The organism is Achromobacter sp. T5-5 (assembly GCF_055397965.1).
In genome coordinates, this window is sequence record NZ_AP027919.1 from 3,043,273 (window position 1) to 3,069,165 (window position 25,893).

Genomic DNA, 25,893 nt, shown 5'->3' on the forward strand with positions numbered 1-25,893 from the left:
CGGTTCACCGCAGCGCTTATAAAATCTTCATGCGATCTAATCATATCGCTATTCGATACGACAATGCGCGCCATAACGGGACGAAATCGGACGTCCGCAACACGTGCCGGCGCGCGCTTCCGGCTTCCAAGGGGATTCCGATGCTGCACAAAATACTGAAATCGTTGTTGGCGACGGCGCTGTGCGCTGCCGCGGTCTCGGGTGCGCACGCCCAGATCGTCAAGGTGGGCGCCACGCCCACCGCGGTGCCTTTCAACTTCCTGGACCCCAAGACCAACACGCTTAAGGGCGTGATGATCGACATCGCCGACGCGGTCGGCAAAAAGGCCGGATTCACCCCGGAAGTCATGCCCATCCCGTTCGCCTCGCTGGTGCCGGCGCTGCAGACCAGCAAGATCGACATGATCGCCTCGGCGTTCGCCAAGACGCCGCAGCGCGCCGAGGTCGTGGATTTCACCCAGGTCGTGCTCGAGTACGGCGAGGGCCTGATCGTGCCGGACAAGGACAAGACCAACTACCAGACCATCGCCGACCTGAAGGGCAAGACTGTCGGCGTGCAGATCGGCACGCTCTACGTCGAGCCCCTGAAGGCCGCCCAGGGCCTGAAGGAAGTCAAGATGTACGACACCATGGCTGACCTGGTGCGCGACGTTGCGCTGGGCCGCCTGGACGCGGCGTTCGGCGACGGGCCGGTGGTGTCCTACCAGGTCAGGCAGGGCGCGCGCAACGTGCGCTACGTCGACAGCTACAAGCCGTCCATGCCGACCAACATCGCGCTGGCGGTGCGCAAGGGCGACGCCGGCCGCGTCAAGCAGCTCGATGCCGCCATCGACGCGCTCAAGCAGGACGGCACCATCGCGGCCATCATGAAGAAGTGGGGCGTCCAGCAATGATCCCGCGCGCCGCGCGGTCGGACCGTCGCGGCGCACAGCCAAACAGGATTTCCCAAGATGTTCCAATCTTTCTTCAGTGACGCCCAGGAGTTCTTCCCGGTGCTGATGCAGGGGGTGTTGATCACCATCGCCATCACGGCCGCAGCCCTGGTGATCGCCACGGTGCTGGGCTTGTTCTGGGCTCTTTTGCGGGTCAGCGGCGTGGCGCCGCTGTCGCACGCCAGCCGCATCCTGACCAACGTCATCCGCGGTGTTCCGATCATCGTCGTGCTGTTCTACATGTACTTCGTGCTGCCGGAAGCCGGCGTCAGCCTGACCGCCTTTCAGGCGGGCGCGCTGGGCCTGGGCGTGGCGTATTCCTCCTACATGTCCGAAGTGTTCCGGTCGGGCATCGACGCCGTCGATCCCGGCCAGTTCGAGGCGGCCCAGTCGCTGGGCATGTCGCGCGCCAAGCTCATGCGCCGGGTGGTGCTGCCGCAGGCCTTCAAGGTTGCGCTGCCGCCCTATGGCAACAACGTCGTCATGATGCTCAAGGACTCCTCGCAGACGGCGGTCATCACCGTGGTCGAGCTGTCCATGCAGAGCAAGCTGATCGCCTCGGCCACCTTCAAGAGCGCCACCATTTTCACGCTGGTCGCCCTGATGTACCTGGCCATGAGCCTACCCATGATGTATTTCATCGGCCGGCTCGAACGCCGCCTGGGACGCCGCCAATGATCACCATCGAAAACCTCAGCAAGTCGTTCGGCGCCCACCGCGTGCTGGAAGGCATCGACGCCAGCGTCAGCCAAGGCGAAGTGGTGTGCCTGATCGGGCCGTCCGGCTCCGGCAAGTCCACGCTCCTGCGCTGCATCAACGGCCTTGAGCGCTACGACGGCGGCCGGATCACGGTCGACGGCGTCACGGTGGACGCGCGCAAGAAGGACATCCAGAACATCCGGCAGCGGGTGGCCATGGTGTTCCAGCGGTTCAACCTGTTCCCGCACCGCACGGCGCTGCAGAACGTCATCGAAGGTCCCGTGCACGTCAAGGGCGAAAGCCTTGCAATGGCCACCGAGCGGGGCCGGGAGATCCTGGCGTCGGTCGGGCTGGCGGAAAAGATGGACCACTATCCCCAGCAACTGTCCGGCGGGCAGCAGCAGCGGGTCGCCATCGCCCGGGCGCTCGCCATGGAGCCCGAGGCCATCCTGTTCGACGAACCCACGTCCGCGCTGGACCCGGAACTCGTGGGCGAAGTCCTGGCCGTCATGCGCACGCTCGCGGAGAAGGGCATGACTATGGTCATCGTCACGCACGAAATGGATTTCGCGCGCAACGTGTCCGACCGCGTGCTCTTCCTGGAACACGGCCGCATCGCCGAACAGGGCCCGTCGCGCGAGGTCCTGACCCATCCGCGCAACGAACGCATGCGCGAATTCCTGAAACGCGTCACCCACGTCCAATAGCGGCAACCTCCATGAACAACGATCTGTTTCCGGCCACGGCGTCGCTGTGGGCGGCCACGGCGACGCCACGTCCGGCGTCGCCGGCGCTGGCGACCCCGCTGCGTGTCGATGCCGCCGTCGTCGGCGGCGGCGTCACCGGCCTGTCGGCGGCGCTGCACCTGGCCGAGGCGGGCTTTAACGTCGCGCTGTTCGAGGCGCACGAAATCGCCCACCGCGCCTCTGGCCGCAACGGCGGCCAGGTGGTGCCCGGCGTCAAACCCGGCCCCGCGGCCCTGATCCGCCGCTTTGGCGTGGACACCGCAACGCGGATGATGCGCTTTGCGTACGGCGACGCGGACTACCTGTTCGACCTGGTCGAACGCCTGCGCATCGACTGCGCGCCCACACGCACGGGATGGATCCAGGGCGCGTTCTCCGCGGCGTCCAGCGACTACGTCAAGCGCCGCGCGGACGAACTGAACGCGCACGGCGGCGACGTCGAATACCTGGATGCTGCCGGGATGCGCGCCGCCACCGGCTCGTCGTTCTGGCCGGCCGGCCTGCGCGAAAAACGCGCCGGGTCGGTGCATCCGCTGGCGTTTGCGCGCGGGATGGCGCGTGCCGCGGGGCAGGCGGGCGCAACCCTGTTCGACCAGTCCCCGGTATCGGCCATCGCGCCGGCGCCGGACGGGGGCGCGACGCTCACCGTAAATGGCCTTGCGGTCAGCGCGCGCCATGTCGTGCTGGCGACCGATGCCTACACCGACCGGCTGTGGCCTGCGGTTGCGCAGTCCTATGTCAACGTCGCCAGCGCGCAGATCGCCACCGATCCGCTGCCCAAGCCGTTACAGCAGCAATTGATGCCGCTGCGCGCGGGCGTGTCCGAGACGCGCAAGATCACCTATTACTGCCGTATCGACCCCGAGGGCCGCTTCGTCATCGGCGGGCGCGGCCATTCCTCCGACCGCCTGGATTCCTCCACCCGCGAGCAATTGCGCCGCGCGGCGGTGGCGCGCTTTCCGCCGCTTGCCAACATGTCCTGGCCGCACGGCTGGGCCTGCCGCGTGGGCATGACGATGGACGACCTGCCGCGCGTGCACCGGCTGGCGCCCGGCATCTGGACGGCCTATGGCTATTGCGGACGCGGCGTCGCCATGGGCACCGCGCTGGGCCGTGTGCTGACCGACGCCATCCGGGGCGTGCCGGACTCGCAGCTCGATTACCCGGTCACGCCCGTCGCCCGCATGCCGTTCTATCCCGCGCGCCAGCTTGGCGCCGCGCTGGCCATCAACTGGTACCGCCTGCGCGACGCGCTGGGCTACCCCGCATGAACGCCGTCATTCGCCTAACGTCATGACCACTCGAACGCAATTTCCGGCCACCGTGGATGTGGCCATCATCGGCGGCGGCATCATTGGCGTCAGCACGGCGCTGTCGCTCGCGCGGGCCGGCCTGCGCACCGCGCTGTTTGAAAAAGGTACGTTGGCCTGCGAGCAGTCCTCGCGTAATTGGGGCTGGGTGCGCACGCTGGGCCGGGACCTGCCCGAAGTGCCGCTGGCCGTGCGGGCGCACCAGCTCTGGAGCGACATCCAGGCGCGGGTCGAGGTTGGCTACCGCCGCAATGGGCTGGTTTACCTGCACGAAAACGAGGCCGACGCCGCCGCCAACGAGGCCTGGCTGCGCGACACGCGCGCCCACGGTGTCCAGGCGGAAATGCTGGGCCGCGACGCGGCGCTGCGCCTCTTGCCGCGCACGGAGCGCGCCTGGACGGGCGGCATGTACAGCGCGGGCGACGGCGTGGCCGAGCCGCAGATTGCGACGCAGGGCGTGGCGGCCCTGGCGCGCGAGGCCGGGGCGATGATCTACGAGGGCTGCGCAGTGCGCGGCGTGGAAAAGACCGCCGGCCGGGTCGACACGGTCGTCACCGAGCGCGGCGCCGTGCGCGCGCAGGCCGTGCTGGTGGCGGCGGGCGGCTGGTCGCGCCTGTTCTGCGGCAATCTGGGCGTGGACTTCCCGCAGCTCAAGGTGCGCGGCTCGGCGCTGCGCACCGAGCCCTTCGACGCCGGCGTGTCGCTCGCCATCAACGGCAAGGACTTCACCGTGCGCAAGCGCGCCGACGGCGGCTACACCGTGTCGCAGTTCTCGGCCTCGCTGGCCGAGGTCGTGCCGGACAGCTTCCGCCTGATGGGCAAGTTCCTGCGTACCTGGGTCGCCAACAATGCGCTGGTCCGGGTGCGGTTCAGTAAACGGTTCTTTGAAGAACTCGCCATGCCGCGCCGGTTTCCGGCCGACCGCGAGACGCCCTTCGAACGCTGCCGCGTCCTGGACCCGGCGCCGTACGCGCGCGGCATCGACCAGGCCTGGAACCGGCTGTTGCACGCGTTCCCGGTGTTTCGTCAGACGCGCATCGCCCAGTCGTGGGGCGGCTACATCGACGTGACGCCGGATGCCATGCCCGTCATGGCGCCCGTCGACCAGGCGCCTGGGCTGTTCCTGGCGTCGGGCTTCTCGGGCCATGGGTTCGGGATCGGGCCGGCGGTGGGCGAGTCGATGGCGGCGATCATCCAGGGACTGCCGGCGCCGGTGGATGTGCGGCCGTTCCGGCTGGAACGGTATGCATGAAGCGGCGGGGGGCCGCCGTCCGGAGCGGGCCCGCCATCTCTCGTCATTGCTCCGCCTGCAGCGCATTCAGGATCGGGCCCGCCGCGGACGCGAGAGTATGCTCCGGTGCGCCGCGTCCGGTACGACGGACGGCCGTCACTCCGCCGCTATCCCCGCCTCCTTCACCACCTTGCCCCACTTGTCCAGGTCAGACTGGATCAGCGCCGCGTATTCCTGCGGCGTGCCGCCCTGGACTTCGATGCCGGCGGCTTCCAGCTTGGCGCGCACGGCCGGCTGCTTCAAGGCCGCGTTGATCTCGGCGTTGAGCTTGGCGATGATCTCCTTCGGCGTGCCCGCCGGCGCCAGGAAGCCGCCGTTGGTATTGGCGTCATAACCCTTCAGGCCCTGTTCCTGCGCGGTCGGCACGTCGGGCAAAGCCTTGGCGCGTTTCGCGGTGGAGATCGCGACGGCGCGCACGTTGCCGGCCTTGACCTGTTCCTGCATCGCGCTCAGCGTGTCGATGTACAGCACCGTGCGGCCGGCCAGCAGGTCGGGATGGGCGGCGGACGAGCCCTTGTACGGAATCAGCAGCATGGGGGCGCCGCTGACCATGCGGAACATTTCAGCGGCCATCTCCTGCGCGCTGCCGCGACCCGACGTGGCGACCTTGGCGTCGTCGGGATGCGCCTTCATCCAGTCCACGAGTTCGGGCAGGGTCTTGGCGGGGATCTTCGGATACACCGAGAACACCAGCGGGATCGCGTGCGTGTAGACGATGGGCTCGAAGCTCTTTTGCGGGTCCCAGCCCAGGTTTTTGAACAGGTATTTGTTGATGTTGTGGCTGCCGCCCACGATGCCGATGGTGTAGCCGTCAGGCTTGGCGTTGGCGAGCAGGGCGGTGCCCAGGTTGTTGGAGGCGCCCGGCCGGTTGTCGACGATGACGGGCTGGCCCAGCGATGCCGAAAGCTTTTCGCCCACGACGCGCGCGATCATGTCGATCCCGCCGCCCGGCGGCGCGGGCACGATGATGCTGATGGGACGGGACGGATAGTTCTGCGCCGCGGCCAGGCCGGGCGCGGCGGCCAGGGCTGCCAGGGCGGTCGAAAAGGCCAGGGTCCTGGCCAGCGTGGTGAAGGTCATGCTTGTCTCCTAGGGTGGTCAACTTCAGTCAACTCTGTGGGGCGCCCCGGGTGTGCTGCACCCGAAGGCGCGGTGGGGCTTCAGCCACGCCCGGCAAAGGGCATGGCGGTGGCCATGACGGTCATGGTGAGGACGTTGGCGTCCAGGGGCAGCGAGGCCATGTGACGCACGGCATTCGCGACGTGGACGGCGTCCATCATGGGCTCGGGCGCGACCGTGCCATTGGCCTGCAGCACGCCGCGCGTCATGCGTTCGGACAGCTCGGTCAGCGCATTGCCGATGTCGATCTGGCCGGCTGCGATATTGAAGGCGCGGCCGTCCAGCGCCAGCGCCTTGGTCAGGCCCGTCACGGCATGTTTGCTGGCGGTGTAGGGCGCGGTGTAGGGACGCGGCGTGTGCGCGGAGATGGAGCCGTTGTTGATGATGCGGCCGCCTTGCGGCGACTGGCGGCGCATCAGCCCGAACGCCGCGCGGGCGCACAGGAACACGCCGGTCACGTTGGTGTTGATGGCGGCAAACCACTTCTCCAGCGGCAGTTCGTCCATGGGCACGGCGGGCGCGTTCACGCCGGCATTGTTGAACAGCAGGTCCAGTCGGCTGAAGCGGCTTTCGATGGTGTTGAACAGCGCCTCGACGCTTTCGGGCTGGGTGACGTCGGTGGGCACCGCCAGCGCGGTGCGGCCGCGGGCGGCGGCATCGGCTTGCAGCGCCTGCAGCGGGTCCGGACGGCGGCCCGCCAGCACGACGGTCCAGCCGTCGTCCAGCAAGGCATTGGCGGTGACGCGGCCGACGCCGCTGCCTGCGCCGGTGACCAAGGCGATTTTCTGGTTATTGCTTGCGTTCAAGGGGGGCTCCTGGGTGCGGATGGGGGGACACAGTGTCATGAAAACGTGGCGCGCCCTGCGGGGTCTTGGGGTGCCGCGACGGTCAGGGTGAGTTCTCCGATGCGCGCGATGCCTGCGGTCACGACGTCGCCAGGCGCCACGGCGCCGACGCCCGCGGGGGTGCCGGTGTAGACGAGGTCGCCGGGCGCCAGCGCGACCGACCGCGACAGCATCGCAACCAGTTCGGGCACGGACCACAGCAGGCCGGAGAGGTCCGCGCGCTGGCGGTCCACGCCGTTCACGGCCAGCCACAGCGCGCCTGCGCGCGGGTGGCCGCAGGCCGCGGCGGGCACGATGGGCGTACAGGGCGCGGAATGGTCAAAGGCCTTGGCGGGTTCCCACGGACCTCCCGCGCGCTTGGCCTGTTGCTGAAGGTCGCGCCGCGTCATGTCCAGGCCTGCCGCGTAGCCCCAGATGTGCCGCGCTTCGACGTCCTCGGGCGCGATGTCCTTGCCGCCGTGACCTATCGCCACCACCAGTTCGATCTCGTGGCAGTAGTCCGCCGTGTCCGCGGGATAGGGCAGCGCGCCGCTGGCAGCGAAGACCGCGCTGGCGGGCTTCATGAACCACGCCGGCATCGCGCTGGGCTGGGGTTCGTCGGGCAGCCACCGGTAATTGCGGCCAATGCAGAACACCCGCGCAACGGGAAAGCGGGCGGCGCTGCCGGAGATCGGCAGCGTGACCGGGGCAGGGGCGGGAAAGGCCAGTTCCATGATGACGGTCCGTGGGTGGGGCTGGTGGCTCAGGTCGTCAGGCTCATTGCCGGACGCTCGCCCGCGAGGGCCTGCGCAATGCTGTCCAGCACCATCTGGCCCATCGCCGCGCGCGTCTCCCACGTGGCGCTGGCGCGGTGCGCCTGCAGCGTCGTGCGATCCGATTGGCGCAGCGCCGCCGGCACGCGGGGCTCGTCGACGAACACGTCCAGGCCCGCGCCCGCGATGCGGCCGGCGACCAGCGCGTCGGTCAGGTCAGCCTCGTTGACCAGCCGGCCGCGCGCCACATTGACCAGGTAGCCGCGCGGGCCCAGCGCCTCCAGCACGGCGGCATTGACGAGGCCTTCGGCCTTGTCAGCCGCCGCGCTCAGGACCAGCGCGTCCGACGCGCGGGCCAGTGCGATGAGGTCCGCGACGAACTCGTGCGGCACGTCGTCCATGGCGCGCAGATCGGTGTAGCGGATCTGGCACCCGAAAGCCGCGGCCCGCGTGGCAACGGCGCGGCCCACGCGGCCCATGCCGACGATGCCCACGCGCATGCCGCTGAAGCGGCGCGCCAGCGGAATGGCGCTGGGGGAAGGGAATTGCTCCCACAGTCCTTCGCGCACGAAGCGATCGCCCGCGCAGAGGTTGCGGCACGCGGCGATCAGCAGTCCGATCGCCAGGTCCGCCACGTCTTCGGTCAACGCGCCCAGCGTGGCGGTGACGGGCAGCCCGCGGCCGCGGCAGTAGGCCAGGTCCACCGCATCGGTGCCCACGCCATTGACCGCCACGACCTTCACGTGGGGCAACTGCTCCAGCATGGCGCGCGAGATGCCGGTGTGGCCGCCGGTGATGACCGCGTCGATCCGCGCGCCATGCTCGCGCAGCCACGCCGCCTGGTCCGAAATGTCGAAGAACTTGTGCACGTCGTACAGGGACGCCAGTTGATCGTTGACCGCCGGGATCAGGATGGGATTGAGTTGCAGGACCTGAGGCTTCATATCGGTTCGACTCGGAAGGGGGACCGGCTGCGGGTCCGCGTTGAACATGGAAGCCATGGTATTTAATGATTGATTTACTGCGCAATATTGATCTATAAAATCAACATATAAACTTTGCTACAGAACATACGGAACATACGGAACATCATGGGATCGTGGATTTCGATGGCCGAAGCGTGCCGTCAGCTCGGCGTGCGGCCGCAAACCATCTATGCATACGTCAGCCGCGGCAAGCTCGAGGTCATGCCCGATCCGGCCGACACGCGCCGCAGCCTCTATCGCGCGGAAGACGTGGCGGGACTGGCCAAGCGCAAGCAGGCCGGGCGCAAGCACGAAACCCTGGCCACCAACACGCTCTTTGGCGCGGAACCCAGCATTCCCACGTCGATCTCCACCTTTCACCGCCAGCGGCTCTATTACCGCGGCCAGGACGCCGTAACGCTGGCGGGCTCGGCCAGCCTGGAAGAGACCGCGCAGCTTCTATGGAACGCCGGGCAGCCGGCAGACTTCTCGTGCGCGGCGCGCGTGGGCGCGCCCGGCCGCGTCGCGGCCTTTTCCTCACTGGGCGCGCTGGCGGCCACCGGGCACTCCACCCATGGCCGCATGACGCGCGTGCTGCACGGCGAATGCCAGAGCCTCGTCGGGCAACTGGCCAACGCCTTTGGCGCGCAGCACGGCAAGCGCCCGTTGCACCTGCGGTTTGCGCAGGCGTGGAAGCTGTCGCCGCAGGCCGCCGAACTGCTGCGCACCGCAATGGTCCTGCTGGCCGACCACGAGCTGACCAGCTCCGCGTTCGCCGCCCGCATCGCCGCGTCGACGGGCGCGTCGCTGCCGGCCTGCCTGCTGTCGGGCCTGACCACCTTGTCCGGCCCCTTGCACGGCGACGCCTCCGGCCGCGTGAAAGCCTTGTTCAACGACGTGGAACGCCTGGGCGAGGACGAGGTGATGGCGCACTACCTGTCCACCGGCCTGCCGCTGGCCGGCTTCGGACACCACCTCTATCCCGACGGCGATCCGCGCGCCGCTGCGCTGCTGGCCCTTTTCGAGCCCGCCGACGTCATTTCGCGTTTCATCGACAAAGCCACGCAGTTGACCGGCCTGCACCCGAACATCGACGTCGCGCTGGCGGCGCTGGCGGCGCATTGCAAGCTGCCTGACGACGCGGCGTTTGGCCTGTTCGCCACGGCGCGCAGCGTCGGCCTGCTGGCGCATTGCCTGGAGCAACTGAGCGTGGCGCAGGTCATCCGGCCGCGGGGGAGGTATGTGGGGGTGGCGCCTGACGCGGGCGCCGGGGCGGCAATCGGGCGTGGGTGAATCGGCGTACCCAATAATGGGTATGGTTGGGGGGGCTGGTCGTCTGGCATGTTGAATCGTCCTCTACGGATTACCGCGGACTTGGAGATCAACGATGAAGATGCCTTGTGCCATATTTGCCCTCTTGGTCGGCAATGCCGCCATGGCGCAAGCCCCGGTCACCGCGCAGCCTGACGCAAAGTCCGTCGAGAGCGTGAAGCTGCCGTCCGGTTGGATTCTGGTCATTCCTGCGGAGAAGGCCGGAACGACCGGCTATCAGAACTGGGTATTTGATGCACCCAAAGACTCGGAAGTCTGGGCGGCCCAGCGGCCTGGCGGCGTGCCGATCGTGACGGATGATTCTTATTGGTTTTCTCCGGGGCCGAGTCCCGGCACGCAACGCCCGGTTGCCGGACAGACGGTTGAAGATCTGATCGCGAAGCAAACCGCCGCCATCTCCTACCTTGCCGAACGAATTGACAAGCTGGAGGCCAGGCTCAAGGAATTCGAGGCTCGGGAAGGAGCGCAGAAATGACGAAGCCGGTGACGTCGGGCGCCTCCGATCCCATGGCGGCATTGGCGACGGCGCAACGCGCCTTCGATGACGCGAAGGCCGCTGCCGCCAGTTCCAAAGAATTTCTTTTGCATGGCTGGTCGCCGGAACTGGTCAGGTTCCTGGCGCTGTGCCTGTTGGGTTTCACCTTGCTTGCCATCGCCATCGCCGCGGTGCTTCTCTGGCGGTCAAGAGCGACCGCCTACCACGTGCTCCGGACCATCGGCGTGATCAGCATTCTCGGGATTTCTTCGGTGCTCGTGATCGTGGGATACAGCACCGAGCAGCTCACGCCGATCGTCGGTCTGTTCGGCGCGGTTGCGGGTTATCTCCTGGGAAAGGATAGTGCTGGCCCGCCTGTTTCGAGAGATCAAACCAGAACCCCGTCCGCACTGCGAGGCGGCAGGCATCATTGACCTGTCGCCCCTTGGCGCGTCGCGGATTTTCCCGCTGTGCGAGTCTGCGTATTTCAACTCATCGTGGGTATGCTGCGTGAACCGGACAGGAGATCGCCATGACACGAACCCAGAAGCAGAGGATGCTCGCAGGAGAGCTCTACACCGCCGCCGACCCCGAAATCCAGGCGGACCAGCTTGCCGCAAGCGCCTGGATGAGGCGCTACAACGCCCTGTTGGGCGAGCCGCCCGAACAATGGCACGCGGCGCTGCGGGAGCGGTTCGCCAAGGTGGGCGACGGCGCGCTGATCCGTCCGCCGTTCCATTGCGACTACGGCTACAACATCTCGCTGGGCGCGAACGTCTTCATCAACTTCAATTGCGTCATCCTCGATGTCGTGCAGGTCACGATTGGCGAGGGCACGCAGATCGGCCCGGCCGTGCAGATCTACACCGCCGACCACCCGCACGATCCCGAACAACGCCGCGCAATGCTGGAGTTCGGCCGTCCGGTGCATATCGGCAGGCAGGTGTGGATCGGCGGCGGCGCGATCATCCTGCCAGGCGTGACGGTGGGCGATGACGCCATCATCGGGGCCGGCAGCGTGGTGACGCGGGATGTGCCGGCGGGCGCGAAGGTGGTGGGGAATCCGGCGCGGGTGCGCAGCTAACGCCGCGATGCGCCGTCAAGTTCGATGTGCTTGAGCACCGCGGCTACGATGGCTTCCGGGCGATCCTCTTGCACAAGGTGTCCGGCTTCGGCCACGGTAATGAGCGGCAGGTCGGAGATCAGCGACGTCAGCGCAAGCCCGCGCTCGCGGGGAATCCACTGGTCCTGTTCTCCCCACAGCACCTGCACGGGACAATCCATGCGCCCATACCGCTCCTGCACCTCGTCCGTGTACTTCTGGTCCATTTGCGCGATCTGGCGATAGAACGCCGGTTGGCCGACAGGTCCGAGCCACGGATTGCCGTACACGTCCAGCGCTTCTTCGGACAAGGGATTGTGCGCGGCGGTCTGCAAATACGCTTTCAACAGTGCGCGGTGCATGTAATCGGGCATGCCCGAAAACGCGGCTTCGTGCTGGCGGACATGCTGCACGAAGGGCGATCCCCAGGGCGCCAGCGCCACGGCGTCAAAGATCGTCAGCGACCGGTAGCGCAGACCGTCCAGGTAATACGCGCGCAGCGCCGTCGCGCCGCCGAAATCGTGCGCGAGGACGTCGGGACGGTCCAGCTCCCACTCCCTGAACAGCGCCGCGAGTATCCGGTTTTGCACGCCCAGCGACACGTCCTGGCCGTCGCGCATCTCAGACACGCCGTAGCCCGCCAGATCGAAGTAGTAGACCGTCCTGCGATCGGACAGCAGGGGAACGATTCTGCGCCACACCTGCGACGAGAACGGCGTGCCGTGGATGGCGACCAGCGCGGGTCCGTTGCCGAGTCTGCCCCAGCGGATGGCATTGCCTTCAATGGTGGAGGTGTGGGGGAGTTCGAGCATGGCGCCTCTGTGTGGGGAGTGTCCTGACTACGGCGCCGCGCCGGTGACGCCCGACACATATTGCGCCAAGGCCTGCACGTCCGCATCGCTCAATGCGTCGAAGGCCGGCATGACCCCGATCCCGTTGCGCACCGCCTGCTCAACGCGGTTGGCATCCGGCTTCAGTTCATCGAGGTTGGGGCCGATTGTACCCGCAGCACCGGCGTCGGCCAAGGTGTGGCAGACGGCACAGGCTGGGGTCGTCGCTTTCAGGAACAAGGCGCGGCCCGCTTCGGCATTGGGCGGTTCCGCAGCCCAGGCCGAAGCGCTCGCGAACAACCAGAGGCCCGCCAACAAGACCGCACGGACCCGCCACGCAATCAGTCGGCGGGCCGCGGCAGCCCTGTACTTTTCACTGTGATGCATCGATGCCGCCATGGTCAGGACACGTTGATGGCCAGGCCGTGGTCGCGCCAGCTGCTGTTGATGTAGCCAGGCGCGTTCTCGAACCGGTTTTCCACCTGCACATTGCCCTGTGTGTCTTCCACGCGGCTGACCAGCATGTGCGGTCCCGCGGACAGCTCCACCGGCAGCGCGAATTGGCGCCACGCGTATTTGCCGAGGTCGGGGCCGATCAGCGTCGCCTGTTTCCAGGTCTTGCCCCCGTCGATGGACACGTCCACGCGTTTGACCGCATGCATCCCCCCAAAGGCCACGCCGCGAACCACGGCGCGTCCGGCCTTCACCGCCTGACCGTCCGCGCCGGGGGCGTTGATCCAGGACTTGGGCTCCATCGCCCAGACCGACGGTTGGTCCGGGCTGGCTTTGGCGCCCATCGGTGTCAGGCGATAGCCGGTCTGCTGGATCTTGGCGGGGCTTTGTTCGTTGCTGAAGGCCAGCCGCTTGATGTACTTCACATTGTTGACCCCGGTGTAGCCCGGCACGATCAGCCGCAAGGGGCCGCCGTGCGCCAGCGAGAGGGGCTCGTTGTTCATTTCCCATGCCAGCATGGCGTCCTGCATGGCCTCGCGCGGCACCGAGCGCTCCACGAGCAGGGACTTGGGATCCAGGCCCTCGGGCAGGACTTCGCCGCCCGTGCCGGTCATGAAGGCGGGCGTGCCGTCCAGGCCGCCGAGATAGTCGACCACGGCGCGCACGGGAACGCCCGTCCACATGACGCAGCCGGCCGCGCCGACCTGCCAGGGTGTGCCGCTGGGTTTGTGCGGAAAGAAGCCACGCCCGTTGCCGGAGCATTGCAGCACCATGGCCAGCGTTTCCACGCCCAGGGTTTTCAGGTCGGCCACCGTGAGCGTGCGCTGTTGCTTGACGCCCTGGATCTCCACCTTCCAGCCATCCCGGTCATCCAGGATGGACGGGTCGGGCGGTGGCAGATTGTTGCGCACGTAGAGCTGGCGCGCGGGCGTGATGATGCCGTCGCCAAACGCGCTGCGCCGGGTCTCGATCGTGTTGGCGCTGTGCACGATGACGCTGTCTGCGTCTTTCCATGCCGCGTAGGGCGGCAGCGGTTTGGCCGCCGAGGCGGCGGGTTTGGGGGCGGGGTCGGCAGCGCGCGCGATACCGGCGGCGCCCAGGCCAGCGGCGGCCAGGGCGCCGGCGCTGCCGGCCAGCAGGCGGCGCCGCGACGGGTTGAGGGGGGTTGTCTCCATGGCATGCCTCTCTGGTTGCCGCGTCCTGCGGGCCAGGCGCGGTATTTTGCTTATATCGGCCCGGGGGATGCGGCCTGCTTCATCATCGGCAATGCCTTTCTATATGTCAACGTGTTCTAAGGGGCTATAGGTTTTTAGCCTGTTCAGATATAAGGGTTTTGGATATTCCGGGTGTGCGGCCCAGGCTGGCGGCCTGCGCTTGCGTCGTCCGGCGTTGCGCGCGGGGATATGGGGAGCGCCACGTTCCAAGTGACACAAGAGACCGGCCTTGTGCCTGCGTCTGTCACGGCGCTAATCTGGAAGACCCAGGGCCTTGAGTATCCAAGGAGCGCATCATGAACAGGTTCGTTGTCCCTGCCGCCGCCGTTTGTCTGTCCGCCTTCTGCCTGTCCGCCATCGCGCAGCAGGTCACCCCGCTCAAAGGACAATCCCCCGAGACCACCCAGCAAGACATCGCGGCTTGCCAGGCCCAGGCCCAGGCCCAGGCCCAGGCCGGCAGCGCCAGTGCCGATACGCCGAATGCGGGCGGCCGGGCCCGAGGCGCGGCGGCTGGCGCAGCGGCGGGCGCCGCTGTCGCGGGCGCGCGCGGGCGGCAGCATGAAGAGGTGTATGACCGCATGGACGACGACACCAAGCAAGCCTATCGGCAGAACCAGGCGAAGGATGCCGCGGCCGCGGGCATGGTGGTGGGCGGGTCTCGCCAGCGGCAGGAGCGGCGTGAGGACCGCGCGAACGCGCCGCAACAGGACGCCGCCGTGTCGTCCGCCTATGCCAGTTGCATGCAGCAGCGAGGCTATCAGGTGACGCCTTGAGGTCCGCAAGCCGGCCTTGAAGCGGCGGCATCCGCGCGCGGTTGCGCAGGCACCGGTGCGCGCGGCCAGCTGGTCAGTGCGATGAATGCGTTGGCGTTGGCGGCGAGGAGCTCGGCTGGGCCGCCGATTCCAGGCCATTGGCGTCTTCACGACCCAGATAATCATCCACCGCGCTACCCACCGTCGGATGGAACCGATCATCGCTGAACAGCCCCGACAGCTCGAATCGCTTGAGCTTGTCCCGCACCGGATCCTTCATTTCCGCGAAATGCAGCGCGATGCCTTCGCGCGCCAGATGCGCGCACAGTTCGCGCAGCATGTCGGCCGAGGTGACGTCGACGCTGGTGACCGGTTCGGCGGCCACGACGACGCGGCGCACCGGCGTGGGCGATGCGTCGACGGCTTCCAGCAGCCTTTGCTGGAACAGTTCGGCGTTGGCGAAGAAGAGCGGGGCGTCCCAGCGAAAAAGCACCAGCCCGTCGATCAGCGCCGCATGCGGGTAGCGCTTCAGGTCGTGGTAGCCGCGCAGGTTGGGCACGCGTCCCAGCACCGCGAAGTGCGGGCGCCAGCCATCCCACAGGAATTCGATGATGGCAAGGACGACGGCCAGGCAGATGCCGGGGATCGCGCCGAACACGGCGACGGCGGCAAAGCACAGCATCGACAGCCAGAATTCCCATTGCTGGATGCGGTAGATGCGCCGCAGGTCCTTGAATTCGAAAAGTCCGATGGCCGCGGCGATGACGACGGCGGCCAGGGCGCTGTTGGGCAGGTGGCGCAGCAGGTTGGGCGCGGCGATGAGCAGCGCCGCCACGGCCAGCGCGCCGACCACGCCGGTCAGCTGGGTGCGCGAGCCGGCCGCTTCGGCGACCGGCGTGCGCGACGCGCTGCTGCTGATGGGAAAGCCCTGGAAGAACCCCGCCGCGAGGTTGGCCACGCCCAGTCCCACCATTTCCTGGTTGGGGTCCACGCGCGTGTTCGTGCGGGCGGCGTAGGTGCGCGACAGGACGCTCGTGTCGGCAAAGGCGATCAGCGCCACGGCGCAGCCGCCCAGCACGATCTTGACGTAGTCGGCATTGCTGAGCCACGGCCAGGCGAGGCTGGGCAGGCCCTGCGGAATCTCGCCCAGCACCTTGACGCCTTGCTGGTCCAGGCCGAACAGCTTGACCGCGAGCGTGGCCAGAATCACGGCAATCAGGATGCCCGGGATGCGATCGAACCGCTTGAGCAGCAGGATCACCGCGAGGCTGGACGCGCCGACCGCGAGGCTTGGCCAGTGTGTCTGTCCGTCCATGATGGCCAGCGCGAGTTGCTGCATTTCCCGTAGCGGTCCGGCGTCGTCGATGGAAATGTCGTACAGCTTGGGCAACTGGCTAACCAGCACGGTCAGCGCGATGCCGTTCATGTAGCCATAGCGGATGGGCTTGGACAACAGCTCGGTGATGAAGCCCAGCCGCATCAGGCCCAGCACGATGCAGAACAGGCCCGCGACGACGGCCATCATGCTGGCCGCGGCGATGGCGCGCATGGGGTCGCCGCCCGAGACGCTGAGCACGACCGCCAGGATCGGCGCGGCCAGCGCGGAGTCCGGCCCCAGCACCAGGATACGGCTGGGGCCAAAGAGCGCATAGGCCAGCAGCGGGATGATGGTGGCATACAGCCCGTAGACGCCAGGCACGCCGGACGCTTCGGCGTAGGCGATGCCGACCGGCACGAGCATGGTGGTCAGGACCAGGCCGGCCGCGATGTCCTTGGGCAGCCACGCGGCCTGATAGGACTTGAGCAGGGCAAGTCCGGGCAGCCAGCGCAGCCAGTGCGGAGCAGTCTTGTCGTGGGGGCGGGGCGTCGCGGTGGTCATGGAATCCCGTTATGAAGGCGCATGCTTGCAGGGTGCGGGACTGCCCCGCGCGTCATTCGGGCGGCGCGGCGTGGGTCTCGCCCAGCATCTTGCGCAAGCGCGCGCGGCGGCGTTCCAGGTCGGCGATCTGGCGCTCGACCGATGCCAGCCGCTGGCGCTGGACCTCGGAGGTCTCGGGACAGGCCGCCGCGCCTTCGATGAGGCGCATGCAATCGGGAAACCCGCGGATTTCCGCCAGGGTGAAGCCGGACGCAATGAGGCGCTGAATCTGCCGGACCTGCACGACCGCCGCCGCCGGAAAGGTGCGATAGCCGTTGCCGGCCCGGGCGGACGCGAGCAGGCCCTGGTCGTCGTAGTGGCGCAGCGAGCGCAGGCTTGCGCCGGTTTCGCGGGCCAGTTCGCCGATCGACATGGGGCGGGCAGGGGCGGACGTTTTCATGCGGAAAAGCTTAGCAGATCGGCGCTTGACCTTGACATCGGTGTGAGGGTTGAAACTGGCGATTCTTCAACCTTCAGGATGCACCCGCATGCCACGCATTTCATTTCTGAGCCGACCGCGCCAACGGCCCCGACTGCCCCGACTGACCCTCCTGAGCCGCCGGGCCGCGGCAGCCTTGTTGATGATTGCCGGTGTCATGACGTCCACAGTCATGACGTCCTCCGTCATGGCAGCCACCATCACCCCGGCCCAGGCGCCCACGCTGGCCGGGATTGCCCACACCAGGCAGTACACCGTCACCGCGCCCGACGGCCTGCGGCTCGCCGTGCAGGAGGCGGGTAATCCCGACGGCCCGCCGATTGTCTTCGTCCATGGCCTCTTGGGCAGTCATCTCAGTTGGGCGGCGCAGCTTGCCAGCCCCGCGTTGCAGCGATACCGGCTGATCACCTACGACCTGCGCGGCCATGGCCTGTCCGGCAAGCCGGCGGACGCGGCAGCCTATGCCGATGGCCGGCGCTGGGCCAACGATCTCGCCGCCGTGATCGCAGCCTCGGGCGCGCGTCGCCCCGTCGTGGTGGGCTGGTCGCTGGGTGCGGCCGTGACGACGAACTATCTGGCCGCCTACGGCGATGCCGAGATTGCGGGGGCGGTGTACGTGGGCGGGGTGATCGAACTGGACCCGGCGCAGATCGTGCCGCGTCCGCGGATCTACCGCGACATGGTGTCGCCAGACCTGAAGACCCACCTGGATGCGGAGCGTGAGTTCATCGGTCTGTGCTTTGCGCGGCAGCCGGATGCCGCCACGTTCCAGCGGCTGCTGGCCAACGCCGCCCTGGCTTCGTTTGACATGCAGGCCGCAGTGCAGTCCATGACGGTGGACGCAGCCAAGGGGCTGGGCGCGGCGCGCAAACCGATGCTGCTGATCTATGGCGCGCGGGATGCGCTGGTGCAGGCGGCGCCTTCGCTGGACAGAGCCCGGCAATTGAATCCGCGCATCCGCAGCACGGTGTATGCGGCATCCGGGCATGCGCCGTTCCTGGAGGAGGCGGAACGGTTCAACCAGGACCTGGCGGCGTTTGCCGCCAGCGTGTCGCCGGGCTGAGGCATACGGCGGTCGCGTGCGTGGGCAGCAGTGGGTCGATGAGGGCAGCGTCTATTTTTTCGAATTGTTGCTTGTTGCGACACAGCATCGCCTGCTATCTTCGACCCCGACAGGGCCTTTGCCCAGACTTGAACATTGCCCATGCCCGCCAGCCCGCTACTGTCCTCCGACCCGCAACCTTTGCCGTCCACCGACACGCTGGGCTGCTCAGCCAGCAAGCTGGTCCTGAACCAGGAGTTCCACGGAGGCGGGCTGACCTTCTATCGCAAGAGCACGGATAACGCGCATTTCGGCAGCGTGGAGACGCCGGCGTCTGATCGCGGCTTTCTGGTGGGCGTGGCGCTGCGGGGCGGGCATCGGCGCCGCATCATGCATGGCCATCATGCGTCGACCCACGATTTTGACGTGGGCTCGATCTACATCCGCGACTTCAACGACGATTACCGCGCCGACCTGCAAGGCGGGTTCGATTTCATGCTGATCGAACTGTCGCGCGACTTCATCGAGCGGGTCAATGACGAGAAGGGCGGTGCGCGGGTCAGCAGCCTGCTGCCGCGCAATGGCGAGCCGGATCCGGTGCTGGGGCAGCTGTCGCAGGTGCTGGCGAGCGTGGTGGCGAATCCCGCGCAGGCGAGCAGCCTGTTCGTGGATCACCTGAGCCTGGCCATGGGCACGCACCTGCTGGCGCAATACGGCGCCGGCGCGACGACCGGCTGGGCCGACTCGGGCGGGGCGCGCGTGCTGTCGCGCAAGCTGGAGGCGCGGGCCAAGGACATGCTGCTGGCCTCGGTGCGCGAGGAGGCGTCCATCGCCGATATCGCCGACGCCTGCAATCTGTCGCGCAGCTACTTCATCAAGGCCTTTCGCCAGACGGTGGGCACGACGCCGCATCGGTGGCTGCTGGAACAGCGCGTGCAGAAGGCGCAGGCATTGCTGCGGTCGCCGGGCCGGTCCATCACCGAGATTGCGCTGCTGTGCGGCTTTGCCGACCAGGCGCATATGACGCGGGTGTTCACGAGCGTGGTCGGGACGTCTCCCGGCGCCTGGCGCAGGGAAAACGGCGCCTGACTGCGGGCGATCCGCCGCCGGGCATGCGCCGCGCGATCAGCGTTGGTTCCGGCGCCGCCACGCCGCGGGCGGCGCGCCCACCACGCTGGCAAAGACGCGCGTCATATGGGCCTGGTCGGAAAATCCACAGTCCCGCGCGATGTCCGAGACCGGGCATGCAGACGCCAGCAGCAGCGCCTTTGCGCGCTCAATGCGGCACTCGAGCAGCCAGCGATGCGGCGTCGTGCCGACCGTCTGGCGAAAGGCCTTGATGAAGTAGCTGCGCGACAGGCCGCAGCCTTGCGCGACCTCCGAAATGGAAACGTCGCCCAACAGGTCGGCGGCGAGCATTTCCTTGGCCAATGCCTCTTGCCAGCCCGCGAGGCCGCCGCGCGCCGCGAGATGGCTGGCGGGCGGTTCGTCCCCCGGCGCGCCATAGGCCTGGATCATGTGAGCCTGCGCCGCCAGCGCCAGATGATCCACAAACAGCGGATCGGCCTGCGCCGGGTGGGCCAGCGCGGGCAGCAGCGCGTTGCCCAGGCGGGCCAGGACGGGATCGGACCGTCCGGGCGGGCACACGAGGGCGCCGACGCGGCCCGCGCCCAGGTCTTCGGCCACGCGGTCCAGCGACGCGCGCGATACGCGGAAGTACAGGAAATCGAAGGGGTCGTGCAGTTCGGCGCGATAACCGTCGGCCGTGCGCCGGATGGTGATTTCCTCGGCCGCGAGCGGCATGGCGCGGGGCTGGTCCGCGCAATACAGCACACGCTGGGCGCGCGTGAGCGATACGCTGAGCAGGAAGTCGTCGCCGTCCGCCTCGGCGCACGCCGTGCCGAAACCGGGGCGTGGGTAGGCCACGCGGGCGATTTCGAGCGCGGCCTTGCACCCGGGGCTGGTCCGGATGGCCTGGACCGACGCGCCGGGATAGGCGTCGCGCAGGCGGGTAGGCGCTTCGAGCAGGGCAGTCACGGTCAGGGATGAATCTCCAGGGCTTGCGATTGCGCAAACGGCATCGCGCAAGATGGCGTCATGCTAGGCAGGCGCGCACCGGAAGGATTGGACGCAAGTGCGCTGGTTTGCACGAAAGCGCGCTGCGGCCCGGCTTCGAGGCTACAGGATGCCGGGCGGATCACGGTGCGCGCATTACTCTTTCATACAAAGCAGGACGCAAGTGGGCAAGACGGCCCGGCCTCCGCTCGCTACTTTGTTCATATATCCTGCCGCTTTCCTCGGATGACCCGGGAGTTTCCCCCATGATTCGTCTTGCCACCGGCGCCCCGCCGGCCAACCCGCCGCCGGATCTGGCCGCGCTGCACGCGCAGGCCTTCCCGATGCTGGCCCGCGCCATGATCGACCGCGCCGCGCCCTATGGCGAGGAGATGTTGGCCGAGCCCGGCAGCGTGCTGCTCAACAGCGGCGACCGCGAGGGGGCCTTCTACATCCTGCTCCAGGGCTATGTCGAGGTGCTGGAATGCGAAGCCGACGGCGCCCTGCACAGTTTGCTCGTGCATCGTGACGGTGAGTTTACGGGCAGCCTCGATCTGTTCACCGACCGGCCCAACGCCGTCACGGTGCGGGCCGATACGCCGAGCCGGCTGCTGCGCCTGAGCCGCGCGGCGCTGCAGGCGATGATTCTTGCGGAGCGGCCCCTGGCCGAAATCATCCTGCGCGCGTTCATCCTGCGTCGCATCGGCTACCTGCGGCAGCGGCCGTACGGCGGCGCCATTCTCCGGTCGGCCGCCCGGGTCGGCCAGGACGACCCCGTAATGGATCTGGCCGTGATCGGCGGAGGCCCCGCTGGGCTGGCCGCCGCGGCCTACGCCGCGTCCGAGGGACTGCAGACCATGCTGGTGGGCGGCTCGCTGTCCTGCGGCGACGGGTCTGGGCTGGGCGTGCTGAAGGGATTCCCGGGCACCATCACGGGCTTGTGCGAGGGATCGTTGTTGCGCCGCGCCGAAGACCAGAGCAAGCGCTTTGGCGCGCACGTGCTGCCGCGGCGCACGGTCAGCCGCTTCGACGGCGGCTGTTATCCGTACCGCGTGTGGCTGGATGACGGCCGCATGATCGAGGCGCGCAGCCTCATCGTGGCGACGGGCATGCAGGAATCGCTCGCGGGGGAGCCGGCCGTCGACGCCAATACCGCGTGGCTGGACGGCTGGCTGGACACCGACGACCAGGGCTACATCCACACGGGCCGCGCCGCGGCGGGGTCGATGCAGGCCCGGCCCTACGAGAGCTCGCAGCCCGGCGTCTTTGCCGTGGGCGCGGCGCGCGCCGGTTCGGTCAAGCATGTGCTGGCGAGCATCGCCGAAGGCGCGGACGCGGTGCGCGTGGTGCACCGCTTCCTGGACGCCTCCGCGCACTGAGCGCCGCGGCCCGGCTTATCGTGGCCCGGCCTGGCGCATGTCCAGCGCCAGGAAATGATGCACCACAGGCTTGTCCGGCCCGACGTGAAAACGCTGCGCTTCGCCCTGCAGGTCGGCGTCCGCCTGCGACACCCGGTGGTGCTGGCGCAGGTGCTCGGCCCAGGATTCCACCAGGAACCATTCCTGCACCCGTTCCGGGTCGCCCGTGTGTTCGGCGATGCCCCAGGCGTAGGCGCCATCGCGGCGACGTTCCTCGGCCACGGCCTTGAGCGCCTGCAGGAAGGCGGGGCGGTCCGCCACGCGGATGCGATATTCGATCTGCACCATGACGGGGCCGCGATCGTGTTCCACCGGCGCATCCAGCAGCGGTTCCGGCCAGTGGTTGGACGGGTCCAGGTTGGCTTCGCCGCGCGGCAGGCGCATGCGATGCAGCACGAAGCCGGCAACGAGCAGCCCGACGGCTCCGGCCAGCAGCGTCGCGGGCACCCCGATCTGCTCGGCCAGCAGGCCCCAGCCCAGGCTGCCGGCGGCCATCGCGCCGTTAAACACCATCAGGTAAATCGCCAGCCCGCGCCCGCGCACCCAGTTGGGCAGAATGGCCTGCGCCACGCCGTTGAACGTGGTCAGGGCGACGATCCAGCCCATGCCCAGCAGCAACAGCAGCAGCACGGCGGCCCACTGGGGCGGCGCGAACGACAGGGCGGCCATCACGACGGCGGCGGCGGTCGCGGCCGCCAGCACCAGGCCGTCGGCATCGAGCTTCTGGCGCAGCTTGGGCAGGACCAGCGCGCCCAGGATGGCGCCCACGCCCACCGCGCCCAGCAGCAGGCCGTAAAAGCCCGCGGTGCCGCCCAGCATCTTGCGCGCCACCAGGGGCAGCAGCGCCCAGACGGAACTGGCGAAGATGAAGAACACCGCCGCGCGCAGCAGCACGACGTGCAGGTCGCGGCTGGCGCGGGCATAGCGTACGCCGGCCCGGAAGGCGCCGAAGAACTGTTCGGACAGGCCGTCGTCCACCTTTTTGGGCCGCTTCCACCACAGCAGCGCGGCAATCACGAACACGTAGCTCAGCACGTCGGCGCCATAGGCGGCCGCGGCGCCGAAGGCAGCGAGCAGCATGCCGCCCACGGCGGGTCCCAGCGCCCGGGCGATGTTGATGCCCAGCGAGTTCAGGCCCACCGCCGCCTTCAGTTCGGCCTTGGGCACGAGTTCGGGCACGATGGACTGCCAGGTCGGCCCCATGAGCGCCGAGCCCACGCCGCCGATGAAGGTCAGCGCGATCAAGTATTCGACGGTCATCGTGTTGGTCTTGGCCAGCATCAACAGCGTGAAGCTGACGCAGGCGAGCAGCACCTGGATGACGATGAGGAAACGCCGCCGGTCCAGGATGTCGGACAGCACACCCGCCGGGATGGCCAGCAGAAAGACGGGGAGGGTGGCGGCCGTCTGCATCATGGCGACGGCGGCCGGGTTGCTCGACAGGTCGGTGACGAGCCAGGCGCTGGCCACGTCGCGCATGAAGCTGCCGATGTTGCCCAGGATGGTGGCGCCCCACAGCACCGCGAAAAGCGTGTGTTTTAGGGGCGCCATGCCGCCAGTAGCGGGCGGCGGGGTACTGCGGTCAGCTCCGGCCATGCGGGCGCTCCGTTAAATCGTGCCAGGCGACCAGGACCCATGCCCCGGCCAGCCCGAAATGCTCGTAGAAGGCGTTCATCGTCATGAAGCGCGCGTCGGGCGGCGACTCCCAGTAGCGGTTGGCCATCAGCGCCGCGGCGGCGGTGAAGGCCGCCAATGCCAGCGCGCCCAGCCACCGCAGGCGGCCGGACAGCACCAGCGCGCTGGCGCCCAGTTCAAGAAGAATGACGGCCACCGCCGCCAGCGCGGCGGGCTGCAGGCCGAAATGCGCCATCTCGGCCTGGGCGCCGTCGAAGTCCAGCAGCTTGACCAGCCCGCCCTGGATGTAGGCGCCGCACAGCGCCAGCAGGGCGAACCAGCGCACCGCCGGCGCGGTCAACAGCCGGCGCGCCGTCATACCGCCCAGCACGCGCAGCCCAGCGCGCCCCAGAACCCCTTGAGGTCGGACACGGGCAGCTTGCTGGCCCACGCGCCGGCGTGCTGGTGGCCGTGGACGTTGCAGTCGTTGGCGCATGCGCAGGCCGCGGCGGCTTCGCGCAGCGTGGCCTGCAGGGGCTTGCCCTCGCCATCCGCATCGCCCCAGGCCCCGTACCCGCCGAAGAGGCGCGTGGGCGACCAGTCGGGCATGGCGGGCGGCGGCGCGGCCTCGTCGTGCCCGGCAAATTCACCCGCGCCCCAGACCACTTTGCCGCCGACGACGGTGAGCAGGCTGGTGGTGTCGGCGATCTCGGATTCCGGGCACGCGAAGAAGTCGCGGTCGGGCACGACCAGATCGGCAAGCTGGCCCGCGGCGATGCGGCCCTTCTTGCCCTGTTCGTTGGAGAACCAGGTGACGTTCTCGGTCCACATGCGCAGCGCCGCGTCGCGGTCCAGGCAGTTGCGCTGCGGGGTGATGCGCAGGCCGCCTACCGTCTTGCCGGTGATCAGCCAGGACAGCGACACCCACGGGTTGTAGGACGCGACGCGGGTCGCGTCGGTGCCCGCCGACACGTTGACGCCTTTTTCCAGCATGCGCTTGACGGGCGGGGTGGCCTCGGCGGCGCCCGCGCCATAGCGTTCGACGAAGTACTCGCCCTGGTAGGCCATCCGGTGCTGCACGGCCACGCCGCCGCCCAGCGCGGCGATGCGGTCGATGGAGCGTTCCGAGATCGTCTCGGCATGGTCGAAGAACCAGTTCAGGCCGGCCAGCGGCACGTCCTTGTTCACGCGTTCGAAGACGTCCAGCGAACGCGAGATGGTCTCGTCATAGGTGGCGTGCATGCGCCACGGCCAGCGGTTCTGCGCCAGGATGCGCACCACTTCTTCCAGTTCGCCTTCCATCTCGGGGCCCATCTCGGGGCGCGGCTGGCGGAAGTCTTCGAAGTCGGCGGCCGAGAACACGAGCATTTCGCCCGCGCCGTTGTGGCGGAAGTAGTCCGTGCCCTGCTTGTACTGCGAGGTGGCCGTCCAGTTCAGGAAGTCTTCCTTTTCCTGCTTGGGCTTTTGCGTGAAGAGGTTGTAGGCCAGCCGGATCGTAAGCTGATTGGCGTCGGCCAATTGCTGGATGACCTGGTAATCCTCGGGGTAGTTCTGGAAGCCGCCGCCGGCGTCGATGGCCCCGGTCACGCCCAGGCGATTCAGTTCGCGCATGAAGTGGCGCGTGGAATTGAGCTGGTATTCGACCGGCAGCCTTGGGCCCTTGGCCAGCGTGGCGTACAGGATGGACGCGTTGGGCTTGGCGAGCAGCAGGCCGGTCGGATTGCCCGCGCCATCGCGCACGATCTCGCCGCCGGGCGGCGCCGGGGTGTTCTTGTCGTACCCCACGGCGCGCAGGGCCGCGGCGTTGAGCAGGGCGCGGTCGTACAGGTGCAGGATGAACACGGGCGTATCGGGCGCCGCCGCGTTCAGCTCTTCGATGGTCGGCAGGCGCTTTTCGGCGAACTGGTGCTCGGTGAAGCCGCCGACCACGCGCACCCATTGCGGGGCGGGGGTGATGGCGACCTGGCGGCGCAGCATGGCCATGGCATCCGCCAGGCTTCTCACGCCGTCCCAGCGCAGCTCCATGTTGTAGTTCAGCCCGCCGCGGATGATGTGCAGGTGGTTGTCGATCAGGCCGGGCAGCACGCCGCGCCCGCCCAGCGCAATCACGCGCGTGCCGGGACCGGCCAGGGGCAGGATGTCGCTGGCCGCGCCCACGCGCGTGAAGCGGCCGTCCTTGATGGCGACGGCGTCGGCGACGGGATTGGCCGGGTCCAGGGTCGTGAAACGGCCCTGGTGCAGGATGAGGTCGGGGGCGCCTTCGCGCGCGGGGTCCAGGATGTCAGCCATTGCGCTTGTCTCCACATGCATCGGCGGGTTGGCGGGCGGAGTCGGCGGCCGGCTTGGGGCAGCTGGGCAGTTCGCCGAACATATGGGGTTTGACCTGCTCATGGATGAACGACGCGCGGGCCGGCTCGTCCGCAAGCAGGCGCTTGACCAGCGGGGGAATCTGTTCCCCCGCCAGGATGCCGAGCAGGCCTACCAGGGCGATCACCGGGGGCGCCGGCGATCGCACGTTAAAGAGTGCGTAGATGACCCCGACCAGCAGGCCGAGTCCCAGCGAAACGAGGTAGACCTTCATCGGCGTGCT

At 68.2% G+C, this 25,893-nt stretch carries 27 protein-coding genes; 13 read left to right on the forward strand and 14 right to left on the reverse strand.

Annotated elements, in window-relative coordinates; translation table 11 throughout:
• Positions 1-140 precede the first annotated feature (140 nt).
• Genes ACZ50Q_RS13740 through ACZ50Q_RS13760 form a run of 5 tightly spaced genes read left to right on the forward strand, consistent with a single transcriptional unit; the run spans position 141 to position 4,939 of the window.
• The gene (locus ACZ50Q_RS13740) at positions 141-893 is read left to right on the forward strand and encodes a substrate-binding periplasmic protein (protein WP_464081887.1); all 753 of its coding nucleotides are present in this window, start codon (positions 141-143) and stop codon (positions 891-893) included.
• Positions 894-950: 57 nt separating this feature from the next.
• Positions 951-1,610: an amino acid ABC transporter permease gene (locus tag ACZ50Q_RS13745; RefSeq protein ID WP_464081888.1), complete on the forward strand. Its 660-nt coding sequence runs from the start codon at positions 951-953 to the stop codon at positions 1,608-1,610.
• Positions 1,607-2,338, forward strand: coding sequence for an amino acid ABC transporter ATP-binding protein (locus ACZ50Q_RS13750; protein ID WP_464081889.1), 732 nt, complete (start codon positions 1,607-1,609; stop codon positions 2,336-2,338). The genes ACZ50Q_RS13745 and ACZ50Q_RS13750 overlap by 4 nt, the downstream gene beginning before the upstream one ends.
• A gap of 11 nt (positions 2,339-2,349) precedes the next feature.
• Positions 2,350-3,648, forward strand: a complete 1,299-nt coding sequence (locus tag ACZ50Q_RS13755) for an NAD(P)/FAD-dependent oxidoreductase (RefSeq protein ID WP_464081890.1) — start codon at positions 2,350-2,352, stop codon at positions 3,646-3,648.
• A 22-nt stretch (positions 3,649-3,670) separates the two neighbouring features.
• Complete coding sequence (locus ACZ50Q_RS13760) at positions 3,671-4,939, forward strand: NAD(P)/FAD-dependent oxidoreductase (protein ID WP_464081891.1); 1,269 nt, start codon at positions 3,671-3,673, stop codon at positions 4,937-4,939.
• 135 nt (positions 4,940-5,074) lie between these two features.
• Here the strand turns inward: ACZ50Q_RS13760 and ACZ50Q_RS13765 are convergent, their stop codons facing one another.
• The 4 genes from ACZ50Q_RS13765 to ACZ50Q_RS13780 all read right to left on the reverse strand — a co-directional run bounded on the left by ACZ50Q_RS13765 (position 5,075) and on the right by ACZ50Q_RS13780 (position 8,638).
• Positions 5,075-6,058: a Bug family tripartite tricarboxylate transporter substrate binding protein gene (locus ACZ50Q_RS13765; RefSeq protein ID WP_464081892.1), complete on the reverse strand. Its 984-nt coding sequence runs from the start codon at positions 6,056-6,058 to the stop codon at positions 5,075-5,077.
• An 80-nt stretch (positions 6,059-6,138) separates the two neighbouring features.
• Positions 6,139-6,942 carry an SDR family oxidoreductase gene (locus tag ACZ50Q_RS13770; protein ID WP_464081893.1) on the reverse strand — a complete coding sequence of 268 codons (804 nt, stop codon included), beginning with the start codon at positions 6,940-6,942 and terminating at the stop codon, positions 6,139-6,141.
• Complete coding sequence (locus ACZ50Q_RS13775; RefSeq protein ID WP_464081996.1) at positions 6,939-7,658, reverse strand: fumarylacetoacetate hydrolase family protein; 720 nt, start codon at positions 7,656-7,658, stop codon at positions 6,939-6,941. The genes ACZ50Q_RS13770 and ACZ50Q_RS13775 overlap by 4 nt, the downstream gene beginning before the upstream one ends.
• Positions 7,659-7,684: 26 nt before the next feature.
• Positions 7,685-8,638, reverse strand: a complete 954-nt coding sequence (locus ACZ50Q_RS13780; protein WP_464081894.1) for a 2-hydroxyacid dehydrogenase — start codon at positions 8,636-8,638, stop codon at positions 7,685-7,687.
• A 147-nt stretch (positions 8,639-8,785) separates the two neighbouring features.
• On the opposite strand from ACZ50Q_RS13780, the gene ACZ50Q_RS13785 reads away from it, so the two are divergent.
• The 4 genes from ACZ50Q_RS13785 (at position 8,786) to ACZ50Q_RS13800 (ending at position 11,550) form a co-directional block, all read left to right on the forward strand.
• The gene (locus ACZ50Q_RS13785) at positions 8,786-9,952 is read left to right on the forward strand and encodes a citrate synthase (protein ID WP_464081895.1); all 1,167 of its coding nucleotides are present in this window, start codon (positions 8,786-8,788) and stop codon (positions 9,950-9,952) included.
• Between the two features lie 94 nt (positions 9,953-10,046).
• On the forward strand, positions 10,047-10,466 hold the full coding sequence (locus ACZ50Q_RS13790) for a hypothetical protein (protein WP_464081896.1): 420 nt from the start codon (positions 10,047-10,049) through the stop codon (positions 10,464-10,466).
• Entirely contained in the window at positions 10,463-10,900 is a 438-nt protein-coding gene (locus ACZ50Q_RS13795; protein ID WP_464081897.1) for a hypothetical protein, read from the forward strand. The genes ACZ50Q_RS13790 and ACZ50Q_RS13795 overlap by 4 nt, the downstream gene beginning before the upstream one ends.
• A 98-nt stretch (positions 10,901-10,998) precedes the next feature.
• Complete coding sequence (locus tag ACZ50Q_RS13800; protein ID WP_464081898.1) at positions 10,999-11,550, forward strand: sugar O-acetyltransferase; 552 nt, start codon at positions 10,999-11,001, stop codon at positions 11,548-11,550.
• Here the strand turns inward: ACZ50Q_RS13800 and ACZ50Q_RS13805 are convergent.
• The 3 genes from ACZ50Q_RS13805 to sorT are packed head-to-tail and all read right to left on the reverse strand — an operon-like array spanning position 11,547 to position 14,026.
• Positions 11,547-12,380: an alpha/beta fold hydrolase gene (locus ACZ50Q_RS13805; RefSeq protein ID WP_464081899.1), complete on the reverse strand. Its 834-nt coding sequence runs from the start codon at positions 12,378-12,380 to the stop codon at positions 11,547-11,549. The two genes, ACZ50Q_RS13800 and ACZ50Q_RS13805, sit on opposite strands and share 4 nt — an antisense overlap.
• A 27-nt stretch (positions 12,381-12,407) precedes the next feature.
• Entirely contained in the window at positions 12,408-12,797 is a 390-nt protein-coding gene (sorU, locus tag ACZ50Q_RS13810; protein WP_464081900.1) for a SorU family sulfite dehydrogenase c-type cytochrome subunit, read from the reverse strand.
• A 2-nt stretch (positions 12,798-12,799) separates the two neighbouring features.
• Positions 12,800-14,026 carry a SorT family sulfite dehydrogenase catalytic subunit gene (sorT, locus tag ACZ50Q_RS13815; protein WP_464081901.1) on the reverse strand — a complete coding sequence of 409 codons (1,227 nt, stop codon included), beginning with the start codon at positions 14,024-14,026 and terminating at the stop codon, positions 12,800-12,802.
• A 335-nt stretch (positions 14,027-14,361) separates the two neighbouring features.
• Here sorT and ACZ50Q_RS13820 point away from each other — a divergent pair, with 335 nt between their 5' ends.
• On the forward strand, positions 14,362-14,838 hold the full coding sequence (locus ACZ50Q_RS13820) for a YMGG-like glycine zipper-containing protein (RefSeq protein WP_092578150.1): 477 nt from the start codon (positions 14,362-14,364) through the stop codon (positions 14,836-14,838).
• A 73-nt stretch (positions 14,839-14,911) separates the two neighbouring features.
• Here ACZ50Q_RS13820 and ACZ50Q_RS13825 read toward each other — a convergent pair whose 3' ends face one another.
• Positions 14,912-16,696 (reverse strand): SulP family inorganic anion transporter, encoded by a 1,785-nt coding sequence (locus ACZ50Q_RS13825; RefSeq protein ID WP_464081902.1) that lies wholly within the window; start codon positions 16,694-16,696, stop codon positions 14,912-14,914.
• Positions 16,697-16,748: 52 nt separating this feature from the next.
• Positions 16,749-17,135 carry a MerR family transcriptional regulator gene (locus ACZ50Q_RS13830; RefSeq protein ID WP_076520706.1) on the reverse strand — a complete coding sequence of 129 codons (387 nt, stop codon included), beginning with the start codon at positions 17,133-17,135 and terminating at the stop codon, positions 16,749-16,751.
• A 196-nt stretch (positions 17,136-17,331) separates the two neighbouring features.
• On the opposite strand from ACZ50Q_RS13830, the gene ACZ50Q_RS13835 reads away from it, so the two are divergent.
• A complete protein-coding gene (locus ACZ50Q_RS13835) occupies positions 17,332-18,237 on the forward strand; it encodes an alpha/beta fold hydrolase (protein WP_464081903.1) in 906 nt (301 codons plus the stop codon).
• A 141-nt stretch (positions 18,238-18,378) separates the two neighbouring features.
• Positions 18,379-19,305 (forward strand): helix-turn-helix domain-containing protein, encoded by a 927-nt coding sequence (locus tag ACZ50Q_RS13840; protein WP_464081904.1) that lies wholly within the window; start codon positions 18,379-18,381, stop codon positions 19,303-19,305.
• A gap of 36 nt (positions 19,306-19,341) precedes the next feature.
• Here the strand turns inward: ACZ50Q_RS13840 and ACZ50Q_RS13845 are convergent, their stop codons facing one another.
• Positions 19,342-20,253 (reverse strand): helix-turn-helix domain-containing protein, encoded by a 912-nt coding sequence (locus ACZ50Q_RS13845; RefSeq protein ID WP_464081905.1) that lies wholly within the window; start codon positions 20,251-20,253, stop codon positions 19,342-19,344.
• A 284-nt stretch (positions 20,254-20,537) separates the two neighbouring features.
• On the opposite strand from ACZ50Q_RS13845, the gene ACZ50Q_RS13850 reads away from it, so the two are divergent.
• Entirely contained in the window at positions 20,538-21,650 is a 1,113-nt protein-coding gene (locus tag ACZ50Q_RS13850; RefSeq protein ID WP_464081906.1) for a Crp/Fnr family transcriptional regulator, read from the forward strand.
• Positions 21,651-21,665: 15 nt separating this feature from the next.
• On the opposite strand, the gene ACZ50Q_RS13855 is transcribed toward ACZ50Q_RS13850, so the two are convergent.
• The 4 genes from ACZ50Q_RS13855 to ACZ50Q_RS13870 are packed head-to-tail and all read right to left on the reverse strand — an operon-like array spanning position 21,666 to position 25,884.
• Positions 21,666-23,285, reverse strand: coding sequence for an MFS transporter (locus ACZ50Q_RS13855; protein WP_464081907.1), 1,620 nt, complete (start codon positions 23,283-23,285; stop codon positions 21,666-21,668).
• Complete coding sequence (locus ACZ50Q_RS13860) at positions 23,272-23,682, reverse strand: DoxX family protein (protein WP_076520711.1); 411 nt, start codon at positions 23,680-23,682, stop codon at positions 23,272-23,274. Before ACZ50Q_RS13860 ends, ACZ50Q_RS13855 begins: the two co-directional genes overlap by 14 nt.
• On the reverse strand, positions 23,679-25,592 hold the full coding sequence (locus ACZ50Q_RS13865; protein WP_464081908.1) for an amidohydrolase: 1,914 nt from the start codon (positions 25,590-25,592) through the stop codon (positions 23,679-23,681). Before ACZ50Q_RS13865 ends, ACZ50Q_RS13860 begins: the two co-directional genes overlap by 4 nt.
• Positions 25,585-25,884: a XapX domain-containing protein gene (locus ACZ50Q_RS13870; RefSeq protein WP_076520713.1), complete on the reverse strand. Its 300-nt coding sequence runs from the start codon at positions 25,882-25,884 to the stop codon at positions 25,585-25,587. The genes ACZ50Q_RS13865 and ACZ50Q_RS13870 overlap by 8 nt, the downstream gene beginning before the upstream one ends.
• Between the last annotated feature and the right edge of the window lie 9 nt (positions 25,885-25,893).

Coding starts and splice junctions, on each gene's coding strand:
- ACZ50Q_RS13785 (WP_464081895.1), top strand. CDS start 8,786: ATGGGATCGTGGATTTCGATGGCCGAAGCGTGCCGTCAGCTCGGCGTG.
- ACZ50Q_RS13850 (WP_464081906.1), top strand. CDS start 20,538: ATGATTCGTCTTGCCACCGGCGCCCCGCCGGCCAACCCGCCGCCGGAT.
- ACZ50Q_RS13755 (WP_464081890.1), top strand. CDS start 2,350: ATGAACAACGATCTGTTTCCGGCCACGGCGTCGCTGTGGGCGGCCACG.
- ACZ50Q_RS13790 (WP_464081896.1), top strand. CDS start 10,047: ATGAAGATGCCTTGTGCCATATTTGCCCTCTTGGTCGGCAATGCCGCC.
- ACZ50Q_RS13820 (WP_092578150.1), top strand. CDS start 14,362: ATGAACAGGTTCGTTGTCCCTGCCGCCGCCGTTTGTCTGTCCGCCTTC.
- ACZ50Q_RS13805 (WP_464081899.1), bottom strand. CDS start 12,380: ATGCTCGAACTCCCCCACACCTCCACCATTGAAGGCAATGCCATCCGC.
- ACZ50Q_RS13750 (WP_464081889.1), top strand. CDS start 1,607: ATGATCACCATCGAAAACCTCAGCAAGTCGTTCGGCGCCCACCGCGTG.
- ACZ50Q_RS13855 (WP_464081907.1), bottom strand. CDS start 23,285: ATGGCCGGAGCTGACCGCAGTACCCCGCCGCCCGCTACTGGCGGCATG.
- ACZ50Q_RS13830 (WP_076520706.1), bottom strand. CDS start 17,135: ATGAAAACGTCCGCCCCTGCCCGCCCCATGTCGATCGGCGAACTGGCC.
- ACZ50Q_RS13795 (WP_464081897.1), top strand. CDS start 10,463: ATGACGAAGCCGGTGACGTCGGGCGCCTCCGATCCCATGGCGGCATTG.
- ACZ50Q_RS13870 (WP_076520713.1), bottom strand. CDS start 25,884: ATGAAGGTCTACCTCGTTTCGCTGGGACTCGGCCTGCTGGTCGGGGTC.
- ACZ50Q_RS13825 (WP_464081902.1), bottom strand. CDS start 16,696: ATGACCACCGCGACGCCCCGCCCCCACGACAAGACTGCTCCGCACTGG.
- ACZ50Q_RS13740 (WP_464081887.1), top strand. CDS start 141: ATGCTGCACAAAATACTGAAATCGTTGTTGGCGACGGCGCTGTGCGCT.
- ACZ50Q_RS13745 (WP_464081888.1), top strand. CDS start 951: ATGTTCCAATCTTTCTTCAGTGACGCCCAGGAGTTCTTCCCGGTGCTG.
- ACZ50Q_RS13835 (WP_464081903.1), top strand. CDS start 17,332: ATGACGTCCACAGTCATGACGTCCTCCGTCATGGCAGCCACCATCACC.
- ACZ50Q_RS13860 (WP_076520711.1), bottom strand. CDS start 23,682: ATGACGGCGCGCCGGCTGTTGACCGCGCCGGCGGTGCGCTGGTTCGCC.
- ACZ50Q_RS13840 (WP_464081904.1), top strand. CDS start 18,379: ATGCCCGCCAGCCCGCTACTGTCCTCCGACCCGCAACCTTTGCCGTCC.
- ACZ50Q_RS13760 (WP_464081891.1), top strand. CDS start 3,671: ATGACCACTCGAACGCAATTTCCGGCCACCGTGGATGTGGCCATCATC.
- ACZ50Q_RS13780 (WP_464081894.1), bottom strand. CDS start 8,638: ATGAAGCCTCAGGTCCTGCAACTCAATCCCATCCTGATCCCGGCGGTC.
- ACZ50Q_RS13765 (WP_464081892.1), bottom strand. CDS start 6,058: ATGACCTTCACCACGCTGGCCAGGACCCTGGCCTTTTCGACCGCCCTG.
- ACZ50Q_RS13800 (WP_464081898.1), top strand. CDS start 10,999: ATGACACGAACCCAGAAGCAGAGGATGCTCGCAGGAGAGCTCTACACC.
- sorU (WP_464081900.1), bottom strand. CDS start 12,797: ATGGCGGCATCGATGCATCACAGTGAAAAGTACAGGGCTGCCGCGGCC.
- ACZ50Q_RS13770 (WP_464081893.1), bottom strand. CDS start 6,942: ATGACACTGTGTCCCCCCATCCGCACCCAGGAGCCCCCCTTGAACGCA.
- sorT (WP_464081901.1), bottom strand. CDS start 14,026: ATGGAGACAACCCCCCTCAACCCGTCGCGGCGCCGCCTGCTGGCCGGC.
- ACZ50Q_RS13865 (WP_464081908.1), bottom strand. CDS start 25,592: ATGGCTGACATCCTGGACCCCGCGCGCGAAGGCGCCCCCGACCTCATC.